The organism is Nonomuraea sp. NPDC050153 (genome assembly GCF_044460125.1).
Classification (GTDB): Bacteria; Actinomycetota; Actinomycetes; order Streptosporangiales; family Streptosporangiaceae; genus Nonomuraea.
Genome location: NZ_JBITJQ010000051.1, coordinates 20,396 through 32,823 on the forward strand (window position 1 = coordinate 20,396; position 12,428 = coordinate 32,823).

General features: G+C 70.9%; 12 protein-coding genes and 1 pseudogene. 8 read left to right on the forward strand and 5 right to left on the reverse strand.

Going from position 1 to position 12,428, the window contains the following annotated elements; all coding sequences use genetic code 11:
- Positions 1-63 precede the first annotated feature (63 nt).
- Positions 64-915: an alpha/beta fold hydrolase gene (locus tag ACIBQ1_RS57630; RefSeq protein ID WP_397291750.1), complete on the reverse strand. Its 852-nt coding sequence runs from the start codon at positions 913-915 to the stop codon at positions 64-66.
- Here ACIBQ1_RS57630 and ACIBQ1_RS57635 point away from each other — a divergent pair.
- Both ACIBQ1_RS57635 and ACIBQ1_RS57640 read left to right on the forward strand, forming a co-directional pair.
- Positions 899-2,119 (forward strand): FAD-dependent monooxygenase, encoded by a 1,221-nt coding sequence (locus ACIBQ1_RS57635; protein WP_397291752.1) that lies wholly within the window; start codon positions 899-901, stop codon positions 2,117-2,119. The genes ACIBQ1_RS57630 and ACIBQ1_RS57635 overlap by 17 nt on opposite strands.
- Positions 2,120-2,211: 92 nt before the next feature.
- Entirely contained in the window at positions 2,212-2,931 is a 720-nt protein-coding gene (locus ACIBQ1_RS57640; protein ID WP_397291753.1) for a TetR/AcrR family transcriptional regulator, read from the forward strand.
- 263 nt (positions 2,932-3,194) lie between these two features.
- Here ACIBQ1_RS57640 and ACIBQ1_RS57645 read toward each other — a convergent pair.
- Together ACIBQ1_RS57645 and ACIBQ1_RS57650 are read right to left on the reverse strand one after the other, a co-directional pair.
- A pseudogene (locus tag ACIBQ1_RS57645) lies at positions 3,195-3,458 on the reverse strand (helix-turn-helix domain-containing protein); the annotation flags it as partial.
- 25 nt (positions 3,459-3,483) lie between these two features.
- Entirely contained in the window at positions 3,484-4,197 is a 714-nt protein-coding gene (locus ACIBQ1_RS57650) for a PaaI family thioesterase (protein WP_397291754.1), read from the reverse strand.
- A 381-nt stretch (positions 4,198-4,578) separates the two neighbouring features.
- Here ACIBQ1_RS57650 and ACIBQ1_RS57655 point away from each other — a divergent pair, with 381 nt between their 5' ends.
- Together ACIBQ1_RS57655 and ACIBQ1_RS57660 are read left to right on the forward strand one after the other, a co-directional pair.
- The gene (locus ACIBQ1_RS57655; protein ID WP_397291756.1) at positions 4,579-5,169 is read left to right on the forward strand and encodes an AAA family ATPase; all 591 of its coding nucleotides are present in this window, start codon (positions 4,579-4,581) and stop codon (positions 5,167-5,169) included.
- A 70-nt stretch (positions 5,170-5,239) separates the two neighbouring features.
- The gene (locus ACIBQ1_RS57660) at positions 5,240-5,590 is read left to right on the forward strand and encodes a YciI family protein (RefSeq protein ID WP_397291757.1); all 351 of its coding nucleotides are present in this window, start codon (positions 5,240-5,242) and stop codon (positions 5,588-5,590) included.
- Here ACIBQ1_RS57660 and ACIBQ1_RS57665 read toward each other — a convergent pair.
- Complete coding sequence (locus tag ACIBQ1_RS57665; RefSeq protein ID WP_397291758.1) at positions 5,587-6,948, reverse strand: glutamine synthetase family protein; 1,362 nt, start codon at positions 6,946-6,948, stop codon at positions 5,587-5,589. The genes ACIBQ1_RS57660 and ACIBQ1_RS57665 overlap by 4 nt on opposite strands.
- A 153-nt stretch (positions 6,949-7,101) precedes the next feature.
- On the opposite strand from ACIBQ1_RS57665, the gene ACIBQ1_RS57670 reads away from it, so the two are divergent.
- Together ACIBQ1_RS57670 and ACIBQ1_RS57675 are read left to right on the forward strand one after the other, a co-directional pair.
- The gene (locus tag ACIBQ1_RS57670) at positions 7,102-7,647 is read left to right on the forward strand and encodes an EF-hand domain-containing protein (protein ID WP_397291760.1); all 546 of its coding nucleotides are present in this window, start codon (positions 7,102-7,104) and stop codon (positions 7,645-7,647) included.
- Positions 7,648-7,655: 8 nt separating this feature from the next.
- Positions 7,656-8,693 carry a terpene synthase family protein gene (locus tag ACIBQ1_RS57675; protein ID WP_397291761.1) on the forward strand — a complete coding sequence of 346 codons (1,038 nt, stop codon included), beginning with the start codon at positions 7,656-7,658 and terminating at the stop codon, positions 8,691-8,693.
- Here the strand turns inward: ACIBQ1_RS57675 and ACIBQ1_RS57680 are convergent.
- Entirely contained in the window at positions 8,684-9,646 is a 963-nt protein-coding gene (locus ACIBQ1_RS57680) for a DUF5937 family protein (protein ID WP_397291762.1), read from the reverse strand. The genes ACIBQ1_RS57675 and ACIBQ1_RS57680 overlap by 10 nt on opposite strands.
- Before the next feature lie 59 nt (positions 9,647-9,705).
- On the opposite strand from ACIBQ1_RS57680, the gene ACIBQ1_RS57685 reads away from it, so the two are divergent.
- Together ACIBQ1_RS57685 and ACIBQ1_RS57690 are read left to right on the forward strand one after the other, a co-directional pair.
- Positions 9,706-10,899, forward strand: coding sequence for an MDR family MFS transporter (locus tag ACIBQ1_RS57685; protein ID WP_397291764.1), 1,194 nt, complete (start codon positions 9,706-9,708; stop codon positions 10,897-10,899).
- 63 nt (positions 10,900-10,962) lie between these two features.
- Positions 10,963-12,414, forward strand: coding sequence for a BTAD domain-containing putative transcriptional regulator (locus ACIBQ1_RS57690; RefSeq protein WP_397291765.1), 1,452 nt, complete (start codon positions 10,963-10,965; stop codon positions 12,412-12,414).
- Positions 12,415-12,428: the final 14 nt, after the last annotated feature.

A 12,428-nucleotide genomic window follows, 5' to 3' on the forward strand; every position in this document is an offset into this window, starting at 1 on the left:
AGGACGAGGGGCTGAATGTGACAGCCGATCGCACCCGCTCGACAATTCGGGTCGTTTGGCCCGTCAGCGGTCCAACGAGTCCCAGAAATCGGTGAGCACCTGGGCACCACGGCCGGGGTCCTGGGTCATCCACCAGTGGCCCAGCCCGTCGAGGGTCGCGGTCCCGGCGCCGGCCAGCCGCGCCGTGCGGGACCGCTGTTCGTTGGTCCCGACCAGAAGGTCCTCGGTGGCGAGCAGGGCGAGGCCCGGCCGCTGCGCCGCGCGTTCGAGGTTCCGGCCCAGCTCGGCCATCACCGGTTGGGCGGCTGATCGGTAGAGCGCGTGTGCGGCCCGCCCCATCGCCTCGTCCTGGCCTGCCGCGACCCGCGTCGCCACCGGCTCGCTCATGCCGAACTTCACGAGCATCGCGACCCGCATCGCGAGGTCCGGGCCGAGCGGGACGGCGGGGTCCGGTCCCGTGCTCTCCGGCGCCTGTTGGCTCAGGGCGAACTCGTGCCACACGTAGTCCGGGTCGAACAGGCCGATCACATCGCTGACCCAGCTGCGCACGAGGTCCGGGCGGGCCATCACCGCGTTGAGGGTGTGCACGCCGCCCCAGTCGTGCCCGACCAGGTCGACGGGCTCGGCGAAACGCTCCAATTCGCCGATGAGCCAGTCCCGGTAATCATCGACGGTCGCACCGAACCCCGCCGGCAAGGGCGCCCCAAAGCCGGGCGGGGACAGCCGGATCGGGCCGGGTCGAGCGGGAGCGATACGTTCGAGCTCGACGAGCAGCGGCTCCCAGACCTCCGGCGTCTCAGGGAAGCCGTGGACGAAAACGGTTGGCATGGCGGGAACTCCGTTCATGTTGGCCAGGTTGACCAGATGACCAATCTGGTCATTGAGTATAGTCACCACCATGAAGACGAACACCACCCCGCGACAGCGGGCTCTTGTCATCGGACTCGGCGTCAGCGGAACCGCCTCCGCGCTGCGGCTGCACAAGGCGGGCTGGGACGTCGTCGTCCTGGAGAAAGCAGCCGAACGCCGCCGCGGCGGGTACTTCCTCACCCTCTTCGGCACCGGGATCACCGCGGCGGAGCGCCTGGGCATCGACGTGCCGAACCGCTTCTCGACGGACATCGCCTACTACAACGTCGATCGCGCAGGCCACCGGCGGCGCGGCATGGGTTTCGCCGAGGCCGTGGCCGGCGAGTCACGCCCGGTCGTCCGCGGTGACGTCGAGCAGGCCGCGTTCGACGCCCTGCCCGAGGACGTGGAGATCCGGTACTCGTCCGTTCCGGTCGCGCTACGCCAGGACGCGCAAAGCGTACAGGTTGACATCGAGGACCTGGCCGCGGGGACGGTGACCACCCAACGGTTCGACCTCGTGGTCGGGGCCGACGGACTGCGCTCGACCGTGCGCCGGCTGGCATTCGGGCCCGATGAGGGCCACATTTACCGTCTCGGTTACATGCTCGCGGCGTGCAGCCTGCCCGGCCCGGTCCCTGGTTTCCGGGGCACGGACGGAATCATCATGTCCGAGCTGGGCCGGTCGGCATGGGTGTTCGCCTTCGCCGACCGGCCACCGACGGTGCTGTTCAACTACCGGACCGACGATGTGGACGGCGAGTTCACCCGGCCCGCCATCGACTCGCTGCGGGCGGTGTTCGGACCGGAGCCCACGGGTGCGACGCTCGGCTGGCTGCTCGACCAGTTCGAGCAGGCGCCGGACTACCTGTTCGACACCGCCGAGCAGGTGCGGCTCGACACCTGGCACCACGGCAGGGTGGTGCTCGTCGGCGACTCGGCGTGGTGCCTGACCCTCTACTCCGGGATGGGGGCCTCCAGCGGCCTGGCCGGGGCCGACATGCTGGGCACGATGCTGGAGCGGCATCCCGGGGACGTGCCGCGGGCGCTGCGGGCCTGGGAGGCGAAACTCCGCCCCTTCATCGAGTTCCACCAGGGCTCCGGCATGGCCATGCGTAAGCTCTTCGTCCCGGCCGACCGCACCGAGTACGGGATCCGGTTCGTCTTCGATCACGTGGCGGGGACGACGCTCGGCAGAACGCTCCTGTCGGAGGCCGAGCACCGCAGCAAGGCTTCCCGGATGAAGACGATCGACATCGCCCTGACGTGACCCGGCCTCGGGGCCTGCCGCACGGTAGGGTTCACCTCCGTGAACCCACGTGACATCATGCCGCCGAAGAGCGAACGGGAGGAACCACGACGGTGAGCCGGCTGATCGAACACGACTCCGTCAAGGCGGCCAGAATCCTCGACAGCGCGCGCGAGCTGGTCATCGAACACGGCGTCCGCAAGGTGACCATCGCCGAGATCGCCGCGGCCGCGGGCGTGGGCAAGGGCACGGTCTACCTGTACTGGGAGACCAAGGAAGACCTGCTCGTGGGGCTGGCCGCCCGCGAGGTACTGGCCTGGATCGAGACCATCAACCACCAGATCGCCCAGGACCCGCAGTCCATCCTGCCCCGCCGTCTCGCTCCGCTGCTCATCCGCACGACACTGGGCAACCCGTGGCTGCGGTTGCTCATGAGCGACGACAGCGCCCTGCGGCAGCTGCTTCACCGCCCCGCCGACCGGGAGCGCTTCGCCGAGGCCACCACGAGCGCGATGGGCAACGCGGTCGTGACGATCCTGCGCGACCACGGGATCGTGCGCGACGATCTCCCCCTGTCCAGGCAGATGTACGCCCTGCACGCCGTGCTGGTCGGGTTCAGCACCGTCATGAACAACCCCGGTGTCGCGGGCCCGCTCAACATCGACGATCCCGAAACCGCCCTCGCCGACACCGTCCACCTGCTGCTCGAACGGCCTGGCGACCCCGCCGCGCCCGATGTCGCCAAGGCCGCGGAAGCGGTGCGGGCCCGGTTCAGCGAGATTCACGACAACCTCCTGGGACTCGTTGCGGCGGGCGCCGCCGGAACCAGATGACCCGCGTCCTCAAGGCCGTGCCGTTCGGCTGCGGATCAGCCGACGCGGCGTAGGCCAGGCCGCGTGCCGACCAAGGTGGCCGAAGCGCAGGTTGCCAGGAGCTTTGCGAGGCGTTCAGCCGGGGTGTCCCGGTCGAGCGTCTTGCGAGGTCGGGAGTTCAGCTCGGCGGCGACGGCGTCGAGCTGAACGCGGTGCGCAGTGCTCGGGCCGGCTCGCGACGCAGCTCTCCGCGGCCTTGGACGTAGAGCGCGGTTGCGGCGAATCTCCCGGCTGATGGTGGAGGGCGCGTGTCCGAGCTCGCGTGCGATCTCACGGATCGACGCCTTCTCTCGCATCCGGTCGGTCTCATTCAGGCAGCGGCCACGCACGTCTGGGGGCGCCACCGATGTGATCGGTGGCGCCCCCACGTGCTTGCCGGTTGGATTGCGCCCGTTTCGCCATCGTCGTCCGGTACGGGAGTTGATGCCGACGATCCGGCACGCCTCCTGATTGCTCAAGCCCTGCCGCACGAGCCGCAAGTATGTCGCCCGCTCGCGGGAAAGAGCCCCGGTGTCAGCGTGGAGCGATCCAGGTGGCGCGAGCGGCGGCCACCAGCGTGCCGTCCGCCTCGTAGATGGCGCTCTGCCCGTACATCTTGCGCCCGTCGCTGCCGGTCGGGCGGGCGACGACGGAGTAGCGGCCGCCGGGGGAGACCGGGCGGTGGATCTGCACGGCCAGGCGGCCGAGCAGGGCGCTCTCGCCCGGCCCGAAGTGGGCCCAGCCGGTGATGCAGTCGAGCACGGCGCCCACGATCGAGGCGGGCACGCCCTCCTCGCCCGTCACCGTGAACGGCACCCGCCAGCCGGCCGCCACCAGGTCCGTGCCCTCCACCGGGCCCGGGAAGATGCGCAGGCCGTCACCGGGCTCGCGCAGCCCGCAGGCGAAGCACTCGGCGAACGGGTGGGCCTTCAGCCCCGCGAACCCCGCCTCGGCGCGGGCCGCGTCGTTGAACGGCACGAACCCCGGGCCCTCCAGGTCCTCGGCCACGGGGATGGCCTCGACCAGGAGCTTGTCGCCGTCCGAGAGGGAGACGGAGTTGGCGACGTGCTCCAGGCGCAACTCGGTTTCCAAAGGTGTCGGCGCATGCAACGTGACCTCGACCGCTGATCGGCCCCCGTTCAGCGCCTCCGCCATGGTGCCCGCGATCCAGCCGCCGTTGGCGACCCCCGCCGGACCCCGGAAACGCTCGGGAACCGTCAGCACTGTCTGCAGGGCAGACGTCGTCATGCCACACCCTCCAATATCGCCACATACGGCGACAAGTCCAGAAATGTCAATAGAAGCAGGCCGATTTTACCGGACACCCGGTTTCACCAGATCTCGGGGGTCCTGAGGCTGATCGACACCACCACATAACGCCTCGAAGGGGCCCGAAACTTCCCACCCGCCGACACGCTATGCGCCGCACATCGCCAGGATGTAACTCAGGGGTTAGAAGCAACGAAAATCGGCCCCACTCCAGGCTTGCCTGAAGTGAGGCCGATCAAGGCGTTGCCTTTACCCTATCCCGGGTTTCCCTCGCCCCGCGACCGATCCGCCGATCCGGAGCGCGTCCCGGGGCAACCTCGGAGAAGCTGTAAGCAACACGACAGAAGCGGGGGTGGGCCTGTGCACGGGCCGAGGTTACGGTTTCCGCCGGGGTCGCTGGTCATCCTGACCGGGCTGCCCGGCGCCGGGAAGACCACGCTGCTGCGGCGCCTGTACGGACTGCACGGCGCGGAGAGCCGGCCCGTCGCCAGCGGCACGGTCGTGGTGATCGACTCCTACCAGTCCAAGCGGCACTGGCACGGGCGGCTCGGCTGGGCACCGGGTCCGGTACGCCGCGCTGTGGTCTTCGTCACCCACCTGAGCCGCATCCGCCACGCCCTGCGCCTGGGCCACTCGGTCGTCGCGCACAACCGGGGCTGCGCGCCGTACGTGCTGCGGGGTTTCGCCTGGCTGGCCCGCAGGCACCGCGCGGACTTCCACCTGCTCCTGCTCGACGCGCCGCCGGAGCAGGCGCTGGCGGGGCAGGTGGCCAGGGGCCGGGTGGTCGCGCCCAGGACGTTCGCGCGCCATCGGCGCAGGTGGGAGAGCCTGTTGGCGAGGGTGAAGTCCGGCGATCCCGCGCCCGCCGCCGGCGCGTGCGTCATCGGCCGGGCCGAGGCCGGGCTGCTCCAGGAGATCGTGTTCGATCGGACGCCGACGCCCACCCGATGAGATTTCCGCGCGGCGGATGTCGATATGGGCGCACCGCGTTCGTGCAAGAGGTGACGGAAAGGAAAGTCACATGAAGCAGTACGTGCTCAGCATGCAGCAGCCCGACGGAGCCCCGCCCCCGCCCGAGATCCTGGACCCGATCATGCGCGACCTCGGCGCCGTCGAGCAGGAGATGCGCGACGCGGGCGTCTGGGTCTTCTCCGGCGCGCTCCAGTCACCCTCCCAGGCCCGCGTGGTGCGGATGCGCGAGGGCGAGCCGTTCACCACCGACGGCCCCTACGCGGAGGGCAAGGAGCACATCGGTGGTTTCACGATCATTCAGGCGCCCGACCTGGACGCGGCCCTGGAATGGGCCCGCAAGCTGGCCGGGGCGGTGGCCCTGCTGCCGATCGAGGTCCGCGAGTTTCAGGGGAGCGTCTAGAGCACCGGCAGGTAGCGGCCGAGCTCGAACTCGGTGACGTGCCGCCGGTATTCGCGCCACTCCGCGCGCTTGTTGCGCAGGAAGAAGTCGAAGACGTGCTCCCCGAGCGTCTCGGCGACCAGCTCGCTCTGCTCCATCACCGCGATCGCGTCGTTGAGTGAGCCGGGCAGCGGCTGGATGCCGAGGGCCCGCCGCTCGGCGCTGGTCAGCGTCCACACGTTGTCCTCGGCGGCGGCGGGCAGCTCGTAGCTCTCCTCGATGCCCTTCAGGCCCGCGGCCAGGATCAGCGCGAAGGCGAGGTACGGGTTGCACGCCGAGTCGAGCGACCTGAACTCGATCCGCGTCGAGCCGCCCTTGTGCGGCTTGTACATCGGCACCCGGACCAGGGCGGAGCGGTTGTTGTGGCCCCAGCACACGTAGGAGGGCGCCTCGCCGCCCTGCCCCGCGATGGCCTCGGCGCCGCCCCAGAGCCGCTTGTAGGAGTTGACCCACTGGTTGGTGATGGCCGTGATCTCGGCGGCGTGCTTGAGCAGCCCGGCGATGAACGAACGGCCGATCTTGGACAGCCGGTATTCGGACCCGGCCTCGTAGAAGGCGTTCCTGTCGCCCTCGAACAGCGACATGTGGGTGTGCATGCCGGAGCCCGGGTGCTCGGTGAACGGCTTGGGCATGAAGGAGGCCCAGATGCCCTGCTCCAGGGCGACCTCCTTCATGACCAGGCGGAAGGTCATGATGTTGTCGGCCGTGGTCAGCGCGTCGGCGTACCGCAGGTCGATCTCCTGCTGGCCGGGGGCGCCCTCGTGGTGGCTGAACTCGACCGAGATGCCCATCGACTCCAGCATCAGCACCGCCTGGCGCCGGAAGTCGTGGCCGGCGCTGTGCGGCGTGTGGTCGAAGTAGCCGCCGGAGTCGATCGGCTCGGGCCGGACGCCGGGCTCCGGGCGGTTCTTCAGCAGGAAGAACTCGATCTCCGGGTGGGTGTAGAAGGTGAAGCCCATGTCGGCGCACTTGGCGAGCGTGCGCTTGAGCACCCAGCGCGGGTCGGCGTGCGACGGCGAGCCGTCCGGCATCAGGATGTCGCAGAAGATGCGCCCCGCGCCCGGCGTCTCGCTGCGCCAGGGCAGGATCTGGAACGTGGCCGGGTCGGGCTTGGCGAGCATGTCCGACTCGTAGACGCGCGCGAAACCCTCGATGGCCGAGCCGTCGAAACCTATGCCCTCGGCGAACGCGCCTTCCAGCTCGGCCGGGGCGATGGCCACTGACTTGAGGAAGCCGAGCACGTCAGTGAACCACAGCCGGATGAACCGGATGTCGCGTTCCTCGAGCGTGCGGAGCACGAACTCCTGCTGGCGGTCCACAGCGTCCCCTCATATCTGTCAGTACATGTACAGCTACCAGCATGCCGTGCCCGTGTTTCGCACACGTTACGGGGGGTGCCGGTGCGAGCCTCGCTGACAAAGGCCCGCCCCGAGCTTACTGTGATCACGCAGTCAGTCTCGGGGGAGGCATTGGTGGCTATCGACCTGCTCAATCACAAGCTCGATCGGGCGTTCGACCACATCGACGCGAGCGGCAACGGCGTCGTCGAGCGGGAGGACCTGCTGGGTCTGGGCGCCCGCATCCTGGTGGGCTTCGGGGAGTCCCCCACCTCGGTCACCGGGTCCAGCCTCGTCGACGGCTTCGACGAGATCTGGTCGACCCTGTCGAAGGCGCTGGAGCGCGACGTCGACTTCGGCATCGCGCGCGCCGACTTCCGCACCGGGATGGTGGTGGCGTTCGTCACGGGCGACCAGTACGACTCCGTGTTCAGGCCGGCGACGGTGGCGGTCGCCGAACTGTGCGACGGCGACGGCGACGGGAAGATCGGCCCCGGCGAGTTCCGCACGATGCTGAGCGCCTTCGGCGTCGCGTACGACGACGTGGACGCGGCCTTCGACCGCCTCGACCGCGCGGGCAGGGGCACGCTCACCGTGGACGAGCTGGTCCTGGCCGCCTCCGACTACTACCGCGGCGACGACCCCAACGCCGCGGGCAACTGGCTCTTCGGCCCGCTGTGAAGGCCGGCGTGAAGACAGCTGCGAAGAGCACCTCGAAGACCACGGTGAAGAGCACTGTGAACAACACCACCACGAGCACCACCGTGTTCGCCACGGTGCGTACCGCGCTGCGATCGGCCCTGACCTCGGTGCTGCCGCTGCCGCGCAGGGGCGGCTCGGCGGCGACGGCGCTGCTGCCGCTCACCGAGCGGGTGCCCGCGATGGCGGCCCCGTGCAGGATGCACCCGGCCGTGTACGCGATCGAGGCCGCGGTCATCGACTGGGCCAGGAGGACCGGGCTGCGGGCGGCCCCCGGCGTGGGCTACCACCGGATGGCGGGCCGGGCGTTCGCCGAGTTCGACGCGGCCGCGGCGGCGCTGTTCGCGCAGTGGCTGACATGGCTGTTCCACCTGGACGACGAGCTGGACGAGGGCTCGTGCCCGCTGGACATCTTCGACGGCATGCTCAGGGGCGCGGCCCGGCATCCGCTGGAGGCGGCCTTCGCGGACCTGTGGCGGGTGACGAGCGCGCGGATGAGCGACCGGTGGCGGGCCAGGTTCGCGGTCGGGCTGCGGCGCCAGCACGACGCGTGCCGCACCGAGGCCGACAACCGGGCGGCGGGCCGGATGCCGACGCTGGAGGAGTACCCGGCGCTGCGCAGGGGCACCGTGGGGCCGTACCTCTATGACCTGGTCGAGCCGTGCCTGCGGGTCGAGGTGCCCGTGTGGGTGCACGAGTGCGAGCCGTGGCAGCAGCTGGTGAACGCGTGCAGCGACGTCACGGCCTGGTGCAACGACGTGGCCTCCCGGCCGAAGGAGCGCGGCGACGTGCACAACTTCGTGGTGCTCGCGATGCGCCAGCTCGGGCTGGGCGAGCGGGAGGCGACGGCCTGGGTGCTCGACCGGATCGCCGCGCGCTGCCAGGACATGCACAAGGCCGCCCGGCGGCTGCCGCTGGAGGACCTGGAGCCGAAGGAGGCGAGAGACGTCAGCAAGGTCGCCTGCGCGTACCTGGCGGCGCCGCGCGCCCACCTCGACTGGCTGCTGGAGTCCAAGCGCTACGCGTGACCCGCCAGCGTGTCGCCCGTGGGGGTGCGGCGGTAGACGACCTGTTTGCCGACCCGCATCCCCACCGCGAGCCCGCCGTCGCTGAGCACCCCGAGGTGCTGGCTGACCGCGCCGGGCGTGAGCGCCATGCGCGCGGCCAGGGCCGAGGTCGTGGTGGGGTCGGCGAGGGCGAGCAGGATCTGCGCCCGGCTCCTGCCGATCAGGGCGGCGAGCGCGCCGGGCGCGGGCGGCGGGCCCTGCTCCCACAGCGTGCCGACGCCGAGCACGGGGTAGACCAGCATCGACTGGTACGGCGCCGTCATCACGGCCACGGCCGGCCCCCAGAACGCGCTGGGCACCAGCACCAGCCCGTCGCCGTGCAGGCCGCCCGCCTCGCACCACGGCCGGTCGATGAGCAGCCGCTCCCCCGTCCACACCACGGCCGGATCGAGCGCGGCGAACAGCTCGTGCGCCCCGCCCTGGGCCAGCTGCCGCGATCGGCGCAGCACGTCGCGCTCCAGCAGCCCGTACACACGGGGCCAGAACTCCGAGAAGCACGCCTCCCAGTACGCCTCCAGCGTGGCGGCGACCCTGGCCACGCCCGCCTCGGGATCGGCCGTGAACCGCTCGATCATCGCCCGGTCGGTCCCCTCGATCTTCGCCGCCTCCGCGCCGGCCTGCTCGGGATCGGCGCTCCTGACCCGGTCCAGCTCGGCGGCGAACTCCGGCATCGGCGTGTCGGGCGGCGGGGTGATGAAGTCGGCGATGTAGCCGTTCGGGGGCACGAGCGCGAACAGCTCGGCCAGGTCGAGCCCCGCCAGGCGGGGGCGCACGGCCTTGAGCCAGGGCAGGTGGATCGACTGCCTGGACGGGCCCTGGAGGGTGCGCAGGCTGGCGACCAGCTCCCACATCGGCGAGAACGCGAACCGGATCCGGGCCACGTCCTCCGGCTTCAGCACCCATGTGACAGCCATGGTTTTAGCCTGCACTAAATCGTTCGCCCCGACAAACCAGGAATATCAGGCTTTGTTGCGTGTCGAGCACAACTCTTGAGCGAAGATCATTTCTCCGGTCGCAGATCGGCGGGCTGCCCCGCCCGTTCTGGGCTCTTTGGGGCGGCACGGTGGTGAACCGCCTGGGCACCATGGTCATGCCCTTCACCGGCGTCTACCTGACGCAGAGCCGCGGCCTGTCGGTGGCGGCGGCGGGCCTGGTGATGGGCGTGTTCGGGGTCGGGTCGCTGCTGTCGCAGCTGGTCGCGGGGGTGCTCACCGACCGGATCGGGCGCCGGGCCACGCTGTCGGGCGGGATGCTGGCCACGGCCGCGACCTTGCTGGCGCTCGGCTACAGCTCCTCGCTGCCGGCGATCGTGGCCTCGATGCTCGTGCTCGGCCTGGTGATGGACGTCTACCGGCCCGCGTCGAGCGCCCTCGTCGCGGACCTGGTCTCGCCCGAGGAGCGGCCCCGGGCGTACGGGCTGCTGTTCTGGGGGATCAACCTCGGATTCGCGGTCGGCGTGACGGCCGGGGGCTGGCTGGCGAGCCTCGGGTTCCTCTGGTTGTTCTGGATCGACGCGCTGTCGAGCGTGGTCTTCGCCGTGCTGGTGTGGCGGGCCGTCCCCGAGACCAGGCCGGCGGCGCGCGAGTCCGCGGGCGGGTTCGGCGTGGTGCTGCGGGACCGGGTGATGATCGGGTTCACGCTGGTGATGCTGGGGAACGCGCTGGTCTACCTGCAGACGATCACCATGCTGCCGGTGGCGATGACCAAGGTCGTGGGGCTGTCGGCCGGGGAGTTCGGGCTGGCCATGGCCCTGAACGGGGTGCTGATCGTCATCGTGCAGCCGCTGGTGTCGGCATGGCTGGGGCGCCGGGACCCCGCCCGCATGTTCGCGCTGGGGCTGTCGGTGATGGCGCTCGGGTTCGCGATGACGGCGTTCGTCGAGACCACGCTCGGGCTGGCGGTCACGATCGTGGTGTGGACGGCGGGCGAGGTCATCACGGCGGGCATCCCGGGCACGGTCGTGGCCACGCTGGCGCCGGCCGAGCTGCGGGGGCGGTACTCGGGGCTGTTCGGGTTCGCGTGGTCGCTGGCGGCGGTGCTGGCGCCGCTGATCGGCGGGCCGCTGCTGGAGCTCGGCTCCCAGGCGCTGTGGTTCACGATCGGCGGGGTGGGGGTGCTGTCGGCGGCGGGCATGCTGCTGCTCGGACCCGCGATCCGACGCCGCTGACCGCTGTATTGGGAGAATTCGACATATACCCAAGCACCGTCTCCCTCTACAGTTGCGCCTGACATGCTGACATTCACCGCGCTGGGACCGTTCCAGGCCTGGGCCGACGGCGCCCCTCTCGATCTCGGCGGCCAGCGGCAGCGGGCGGTGCTCGCGCGCCTGCTCGTCGCCGGCGGCCGCGCCGTGCCCATGAACACCCTCATCGACGAGCTCTGGCCGGGCGCGCCGCCCGGCCAGGCCCTGTCCACCATCCAGGGGTACGTCTCCCGCCTGCGCCGCGCCCTCGAACCCGATCGCGCGCCCCGCGAGGAGGCCCGCGTGCTGGTCTCCGCACCGCCCGGATACGCCCTGCGGGCCGGGACCGAGCAGGTGGACGCGTGGCGGTTCGAGGCCCTGGTGAAGTCGGAGGGCGACCCGGGCCGGGTGTGGGCGGCCATGGACACGGCGCTGGGGCTGTGGCGGGGGCCGGCGCTGGCCGAGTTCGGCGAGCTGAGCTGGGCCGCGACGGAGGCGGCCAGGCTGGAGGAGCTGCGGCTGATCGCCGTCGAGCGCCGGGCCGGGGCGGGTCTCGCGCTGGGCCGCGCGACGTCGCTGGCGGCCGACCTGGAGGCGCACGCGTCGGCGTACCCGCTGCGGGAGGAGGCGTGGCGGCTGCTCGCCACGGCGCTCTACGGGCTGGGCCGCCAGGGCGACGCGCTGGCGGCGCTGCGCAGGGCCCGCTCGGTGTGGCGGGAGGAGCTGGGCCTCGACCTGTCGGCGGGCTTGCAGCGCCTGGAGGCCGACATGCTCGCCCAGCGCCTGGAGGATCCGCCGTCGCCTCCGAAGGCGGTGTCCACCGGCGCGCCGCTGCGGGTGCTGGTGGCCGACGACCAGGCGCTCGTACGGGCGGGGGTGCGGGCGATGCTGGACGCCGAGCCCGGGGTGACGATGGCCGGCGAGGCGGCCGACGGGGAGGAGGCCATCGCGCTCGCGGCCGAGACCCGCCCGGACGTGGTGCTGCTCGACATCCAGATGCCCCGCCTGGACGGCCTGGCCGCCGCCCGCCGGATCCTGTCCGAAAACCGGCCGCCCAAGGTGATCATGATGACCACGTTCGGCAGCGACGAGAACCTGTATGCGGCGTTGCGGGCGGGTGTGAGCGGATTCATCCTGAAAACGTCGGCTCCCGAGCAGTTCCTGGCCGCGATCAGGGCCGCGTCCGCCGGGGACGCGCTCATCGACCCGACGATCACCACCCGGCTGATCGCGGCGTTCGCGGGACGCGTCGACCCGGACTCTCCCCCGGCGCTGGCCGGGCTCGCCGACTCCCAGCTCGACGTGCTGAAACTCATCGCCCGCGGCCTGACGAACCGCCAGATCGGCCAGACGCTCTCCCTGCCGGAGGAGGAGGTGGCCATCGCGGTCAAGTCGCTCCTGGAGCATCTCGGGCTGTCCGACCGCGCACAGCTGGTTATGGCCGCGTATGAGTCAGGTTTTGTGACACCCGGGGAAAAGACTTACTTTTCGTCGCTTTGACGATAAAAATCCCG

Excerpts from the sequence above, each read along its gene's own strand:
- ACIBQ1_RS57635 (WP_397291752.1), top strand. The coding sequence starts at position 899 with ATGAAGACGAACACCACCCCGCGACAGCGGGCTCTTGTCATCGGACTC.
- ACIBQ1_RS57650 (WP_397291754.1), bottom strand. The coding sequence starts at position 4,197 with ATGACGACGTCTGCCCTGCAGACAGTGCTGACGGTTCCCGAGCGTTTC.
- ACIBQ1_RS57660 (WP_397291757.1), top strand. The coding sequence starts at position 5,240 with ATGAAGCAGTACGTGCTCAGCATGCAGCAGCCCGACGGAGCCCCGCCC.
- ACIBQ1_RS57680 (WP_397291762.1), bottom strand. The coding sequence starts at position 9,646 with ATGGCTGTCACATGGGTGCTGAAGCCGGAGGACGTGGCCCGGATCCGG.
- ACIBQ1_RS57690 (WP_397291765.1), top strand. The coding sequence starts at position 10,963 with ATGCTGACATTCACCGCGCTGGGACCGTTCCAGGCCTGGGCCGACGGC.